The organism is Anaerococcus sp., assembly GCF_022770135.1.
GTDB lineage: Bacteria > Bacillota > Clostridia > Tissierellales > Peptoniphilaceae > Anaerococcus.
Genome location: NZ_JALEIL010000077.1, coordinates 1 through 5881 on the forward strand (window position 1 = coordinate 1; position 5881 = coordinate 5881).

At 34.9% G+C, this 5881-nt stretch carries 7 protein-coding genes and 1 pseudogene; 4 read left to right on the plus strand and 4 right to left on the minus strand.

What is annotated here, in order from left to right:
• From MRZ08_RS03525 to MRZ08_RS03540, 4 genes and pseudogenes are all read right to left on the minus strand, one after another.
• A pseudogene (locus MRZ08_RS03525) lies at nucleotides 1-556 on the minus strand (hypothetical protein); the annotation flags it as partial.
• Nucleotides 546-1433 carry a MoxR family ATPase gene (locus tag MRZ08_RS03530; RefSeq protein WP_297379289.1) on the minus strand — a complete coding sequence of 296 codons (888 nt, stop codon included), beginning with the start codon at nucleotides 1431-1433 and terminating at the stop codon, nucleotides 546-548. The pseudogene MRZ08_RS03525 and the gene MRZ08_RS03530, both read right to left, overlap by 11 nt.
• A 1-nt stretch (nucleotide 1434) precedes the next feature.
• Nucleotides 1435-1734: an iron-sulfur cluster biosynthesis family protein gene (locus MRZ08_RS03535; RefSeq protein WP_297379291.1), complete on the minus strand. Its 300-nt coding sequence runs from the start codon at nucleotides 1732-1734 to the stop codon at nucleotides 1435-1437.
• A 61-nt stretch (nucleotides 1735-1795) separates the two neighbouring features.
• Nucleotides 1796-3250 (minus strand): carbon starvation CstA family protein, encoded by a 1455-nt coding sequence (locus MRZ08_RS03540; protein WP_297379293.1) that lies wholly within the window; start codon nucleotides 3248-3250, stop codon nucleotides 1796-1798.
• A gap of 232 nt (nucleotides 3251-3482) precedes the next feature.
• Here MRZ08_RS03540 and rimP point away from each other — a divergent pair, with 232 nt between their 5' ends.
• The 4 genes from rimP to MRZ08_RS03560 all read left to right on the plus strand — a co-directional run.
• The gene (gene rimP, locus MRZ08_RS03545) at nucleotides 3483-3926 is read left to right on the plus strand and encodes a ribosome maturation factor RimP (protein WP_297379295.1); all 444 of its coding nucleotides are present in this window, start codon (nucleotides 3483-3485) and stop codon (nucleotides 3924-3926) included.
• 9 nt (nucleotides 3927-3935) lie between these two features.
• Nucleotides 3936-5225 carry a transcription termination factor NusA gene (nusA, locus tag MRZ08_RS03550; RefSeq protein ID WP_297379298.1) on the plus strand — a complete coding sequence of 430 codons (1290 nt, stop codon included), beginning with the start codon at nucleotides 3936-3938 and terminating at the stop codon, nucleotides 5223-5225.
• A gap of 3 nt (nucleotides 5226-5228) precedes the next feature.
• Nucleotides 5229-5495: a YlxR family protein gene (locus MRZ08_RS03555; RefSeq protein ID WP_297379300.1), complete on the plus strand. Its 267-nt coding sequence runs from the start codon at nucleotides 5229-5231 to the stop codon at nucleotides 5493-5495.
• Between the two features lie 10 nt (nucleotides 5496-5505).
• Nucleotides 5506-5881: translation initiation factor IF-2 N-terminal domain-containing protein (locus tag MRZ08_RS03560; RefSeq protein WP_297379302.1), on the plus strand; the 376-nt coding region annotated here is incomplete at its 3' end.

Consider the following 5881-nt stretch of genomic DNA (forward strand, 5'->3'; position numbering starts at 1 on the left):
TTTCCCTATCAAAGGATAGATACTTCTCGAACAAATATGTAATATTAGCTATTAAATTCTCTGAATCGGTAGCAGGATCTAAATGGAAATTCTCATATATTTCTTTTTCTCTTTCAGATAGCTTAAAATTTCTAGCTAAAACTTCCGAGTATTTTTTCATACATAGGCTATAGTACAAGTTTTCTCTAAGAGCTAAGTTCTTTCTCCTAAGATCATTCTTATCGGCCAAGAAGTCTTTGGCGTAAGCTTGCCTTAGGTCTTTAAGGATTGGTCTTTTACTAACTTCCTTGTCATAAGAGCAAGTTTCCAAAAGGTAGAGGGCAAATATGTCGTATTTTTCATAATTTTTCTTATTTTCCCACAAGGCAAAGAGCTCTTCTATTATTTCCCTGCCGAAGTATTTTACAGCAAGACCTATAATTAAGTTCATATAAAAGCTTGGATTGCCATTTAGGTCAGTCCCTACAAGAATGGGCTTGTAACCATAGGATAAGGCTCCATTCCAAATCCAATTGAATGCTCTGTTTTGATTGGATTTTCCCTTACTAGAAATCATTGTCTTCGAAAACATCTCCTTTAGATAAATTTTCACTGAAACGCGCCTTTATCACATCTCTTATAAGTGTTTTCTCATAAGAATCGAAGACCTTATTTACCAAACACATATCGAAAGCCTCATCAAGACCTAAGCCAGCTTTGACAAGATCAAGGCTATCGAAAATCCCTCTTAAGTCAATTGCATTATCGGATATCTCACCGGCATCAGCCTTGGTCTTGATGTCATAAAATAATTTTCCTAGCTGGTCTTTAACTTCTAGTTTTAATTTAGGATAATTGTCTGTAAAGATTTTACTTAGGTCATCTTCTGTAATTATAGGCATATCGATTATCACAAATCTAGAAAGAAGGGCCTCATTAAGCTCACGAGTTCCCTCATAATTGTAGTTCATGGTAGCTATAAATCTCGTAGCAGGGTGGATTTCTATTAAATCATTTCCTGGTATGTCGATTATTCTCCTATAATCTAAAATTGAATGAAGGACTGCCATAGCTTCGTTTCTAGCCATATTAATCTCATCTAGGACAAGGAGGCCTCCACATTTACAAGCAGAAGTCACCGGCCCATCCCTAAAGACTACATTTCCATTAGCTAGGGTGTCGCTTCCTATAAGGACTTGGGAGTCTATATTTACATGGAAAGAAACATTCCACATGGGCCTGTTGAAAATTTGGGATAGATTTTCTGCTAGGACATTTTTCCCGGTAGACTTACTTCCTACAAGGAGGATATTTTTTCCTGAAAGAAAGGCTGAAATGGCCTTATTTAAGACATCTTCTCCTATATAAGTGAATTTTGGCCTTGCAATCCTTCCTTTGAGTTTATCATCTATTGGATTTTCATTTACAAATTTTTTGATTGCTTTATAGTTCATCTTATTTCTCGATTGGATTTATTTCGTTTTTTACGTAAAGCTTCCTAAAAAAGGCTGATATTATTATCTCTTCCTCATCATCTATATACATTACTAGATTGGGGTTGTAATAGATATCAAGATCTTCAGTTTCTTGAAGTTTGTATCTATTCTTATCATCTTCTTTAGTAAGAATTACAATATCGATAGATCCGATTCCACAACAGGAGGCCTTCTGGTCTAAATCTGGATTGATAAAGATTTCTTTGATTTGCTTTTTCTTAACTAAGGCCTTGGCCTTTTTATCTAAGGTGAATTTCATATACTCTCCTAAAATAAGTTTTTAATAAAAAAGAGTGGCGACTGCCACCCTCTTAGTAAATTTAGTCTAATTTAATTGCTTCAATTCTTCTTCTATTTTTCTTAGATACCTTTACAACGAATATTGCATAAGCTATAGCAAGGATTCCTGCTATTGGGTAAGCAATCTTAAAGTCTTGACCGAAACCAAGTCCTTTGACGTTGATTATGAAGGCAAATACTATGAAAGTATAGAAGATTCCTGGAATCAATGTGATTAGGTAGTTCTTATTGTTGTAGATTAGATAGCTTGTAGCTACAGCTAGGGCAAAGATTGCCACGAATTGGTTTGTAAATCCGAAGTATCTCCAAAGAATGTTGAATCCTTTAGGGTTAGATTTAGCAAAGTAAAGGATAGCTGCTGCTGGAACAAATAGACAAGCTGCAAGACCTGCACGCTTACCAGCTACTTTTTGGTCTATGTTAAGTTCTTCAGCTATGATTAGCCTAAGAGATCTAAAGGCAGTATCACCAGATGTGATAGGAAGTGCTATAACACCGATTACTGCAATAAGGCCTCCGACATTACCCATGAAGTATCTTGAGATTTCACCAACCATAAGAGTACCTGGTGTGTCTAGGGCAGCTGTTCCTGTAGAGAAAATTACCATAGCGCCTGCAGCCCAAATCATAGCGATAATTCCTTCTGCAATCATTGTAGAGTAGAAGGTAGTCTTAGCTTCTTTTTCGCTTTTAACTGTTCTTGAAACAAGAGTAACTTGGGAACCGTGGAAGCCTGAAAGTATACCACATGCAACTGTAATGAAGAATGATGGTATAAATCTTTGTCCAAGTGGATGCTTAGCTAGAAGTCCTTGACCCTTAAATGATAGGTCAGCATTTCCTTTAAATATAATTCCTATTAGTACACCAATTGCAGAGATAATGAGGAAGGCACCAAATATTGGATAGATTCTTCCGATTAGCTTATCTATTGGTAGGACTGTTGAAAGGATATAATATGCGAAGATTACTGCATAAATTACCCAAATTACATTAGAGTTTGGATCTGCACCCATGATATCATTTGCGATTAAGTCTCCTGGTGTATAAACAAAAACAACACCTGTTAGAAGAAGTAGGATTGCTATAACAATATTGTAGAATTTTCTGCATCCTTCACCAATGTACTTACCAACAAGCTTTGGAACTTGGCTTCCGCCATTTCTCATTGATATAAATCCTGTACAAAAATCGTGAACTGCACCTGCAAAGACACATCCGATTGGAATTGCGATAAAAGCGATTGGTCCAAAAAGTATACCTTGGATAGGGCCTAAGATAGGGCCAGTTCCTGCGATGTTTAGTAAGTTAATAAGCCAGTTTTTCTTCTCGCTCATTGCAACAAAGTCGACTCCGTCAGCTTTTCTAACAGCTGGAGTCTCACGATCGTCGGGTTCAAGTTGTTTCTCAACATATTTAGAATAGAGAAAACCTCCGACGATCAATATTATAAGACCGATAATAAATAATAACATATTTCCTCCTTTATTTATGTATCTACTTTAATTATAAATGTTTTTATGAATAATTACAAGAGAAATAACGTTTTCTAATGTAAAATATTTATTAAATTGTGGCAAATATAAATAATTAAAGCTCATACTTATAGAGATATTGAATTTATACTATTTGAAAGTATAATAATCATAGCAAAAGAGTGGGGGATGGTTTCCACTCTTTTAATCTGTTAAGACGAAGGAAGGTAGTATGGATTTAACAAAAAGATTGAAAGAAGTCTTTGAAGCAGATATCGAAAATTTAGGTTACGAATTAGTAGATATCGAATTTAAAGGCCAAAAAAACAACAAAATCCTAACGTTCTTTATCTACAATAAGGATGGGATTACAATCGAAGATTGTGAGAAGGTTAGTGCTTTTCTTGATGAGAAACTCGACGAGATTGATATCATAAAAGATTCATATTATCTCGAAGTCTCAAGTCAAGATTTATCCCGCCCTCTAAAGACTGATAGAGATATAGAAAGAAATAAGGATGAGCTATTAAAAATCAAGTTAAAAAATGGAGAGATTTTCCTAGGTAAAATCAAAGATATTGGCGAAGATTTTTATGAATTTGTCCTAGAAGATGAAAATACAAAGAAAGTTAAGAAAGAAGACGTAAAAGAAATTTATATTGAGATTGTTTTCTAAGGAGATATTATGAACAATGATTTTATGTTGGCTTTGGATGAGCTTTGTAAGGAAAAAAATCTGGATAAGGCAACCATCCTAGATGCCTTACAGAAGGCCCTTATCAAAAGTTACCAAAAAAATTATGACAATGAGGAAAATGTAGATGTCATAATCGATGAAGAAACCGGACAAATTGAAGTCTTTGCCCTAAAGGAAGTAGTAGATGAGGTAGATGATACTATTACAGAAATATCCCTAAAGGATGCCTTAGAGGAAAACTCAAGCTATCACTTAGGAGATATAGCGAGGATTAAGCTTACTCCCAAAAACTTCGGCAGAGTCGCGGCCCAAACTGCAAGAAATATCGTAATCCAAAAGATTAGAGATGCCCAAAGAGATTCCCTCTATGGAGAATACATCGAAAGGGCAAATGAGATGATTACAGGAACTGTACAAAGACAAGATAAGTACAATGTATACGTCAACCTAGATAAAATCGAAGGCGTAGTTCCAATCAAAGAGCAAGTTCCTACAGAAGAGTATCCAGCAAATGCCAAGATGAAGTTTCTTATAAAGGAAGTTAGGAATTCCTCCAAAGAACCTCAAATTGTATTATCAAGATCAAGTCAAGATCTTATTACAAGGCTTTTCGAGCTTGAAGTTCCTGAGATTACTGATGGGATAATTGAAATCTATTCCCTAGCTAGAGAAGCTGGATCTAGGACAAAGATGGCAGTATTTTCGAATGATGAAGGAATTGATGCGGTCGGTGCTTGCATTGGCTTTAAGGGAATTAGGGTAAACTCCATAGTTGAAGAGCTACAAGGAGAGAAAATTGACATAATTAATTTTGACAAAGACATCAAAGTATTTATATCAAATGCCCTATCGCCAGCTGATATAATCGAAGTTCTAGTTAATGAAAAAAGCAAGAAGAGTCTTGTAGTTGTAGCAAGTGACCAACTGTCCTTAGCCATAGGTAAGGAAGGTCAAAACGCAAGACTTGCGGCAAGACTAACTGGCTGGAAGATCGATATAAAAAGTAGCGAAGAATACGAAAGCCTAAGCCAAGAAGAAATAGATGAAATACTTGGCCTAAATGAAGTAGACGAAGAGGTCAGAGAAGTGAGTGATGAAGAAGCTACTTTTAATGATGAAAATATTTCTTTAGATCCTGTTGAAGAAAATGATGATACTGAAGAAGATTTTGAAGTAGAAGAAATAATAAAAGAAGAAAGTGACGATACAGTTGAAGAGATTACAAATATTGATTCTACTGTAGAAGCTAGTGAAGAAGATGAATCTAATGAGGATTAGAAAATGAAAAAAGCTAAGAAGATTCCACAAAGAAAATGTGTGGTATGTGGCAAGCTTAAAGACAAAAAAGACCTTCTAAGAGTTGTAAAAAACAAAGAAGAAGGGATTTTGATAGATGAATCTGGAAAGAAAAACGGAAGAGGCGCCTATATATGCAAGGATGATGCTTGTATAGAGGATGCCATCAGAACTAATAAGCTAAACCGAGTTTTTAGAACAGAAGTTTCGGATGAACTTTACGAGGAGTTAAAAGCTTATGAAGTAAATTGAGGAGAGTTATATGGCAGAAAAAGTAAGAGTATATGAATTAGCAAAAGAAAATAATATGGCAGCCAAGGAAATGGTAAAACTATTAAATGAGGAATTTGGCCTAAACATCAAATCCCACATGTCCATGGTTGGAGGAAGTGATCTTGAGCTTATACAAGGCTATTTTGATGAGATAGAAGAAGAGAAGAAAAAATCTAATAAAAAGAAACATCAAAAAGAAAATAATAAAAATAGTAAAAATAATAAAAATCACAAAAACATCAAGCAAGCCAAAGATGTTGAAGAAGATGATTTTGAAGAAGAAAAGCCTAAGAAAAAGAGAAAGAAAAAAAGCAAAAACAAGAAAACTTCCAAGGCTAACAAGAAACAAGTCGAAGAGAAAAAGA

What these genes read in the sequence shown, in the direction of transcription:
- MRZ08_RS03530 (WP_297379289.1), bottom strand. Translation starts at nt 1,433, where the DNA reads ATGAACTATAAAGCAATCAAAAAATTTGTAAATGAAAATCCAATAGAT.
- MRZ08_RS03535 (WP_297379291.1), bottom strand. Translation starts at nt 1,734, where the DNA reads ATGAAATTCACCTTAGATAAAAAGGCCAAGGCCTTAGTTAAGAAAAAG.
- MRZ08_RS03540 (WP_297379293.1), bottom strand. Translation starts at nt 3,250, where the DNA reads ATGTTATTATTTATTATCGGTCTTATAATATTGATCGTCGGAGGTTTT.
- rimP (WP_297379295.1), top strand. Translation starts at nt 3,483, where the DNA reads ATGGATTTAACAAAAAGATTGAAAGAAGTCTTTGAAGCAGATATCGAA.
- nusA (WP_297379298.1), top strand. Translation starts at nt 3,936, where the DNA reads ATGAACAATGATTTTATGTTGGCTTTGGATGAGCTTTGTAAGGAAAAA.
- MRZ08_RS03555 (WP_297379300.1), top strand. Translation starts at nt 5,229, where the DNA reads ATGAAAAAAGCTAAGAAGATTCCACAAAGAAAATGTGTGGTATGTGGC.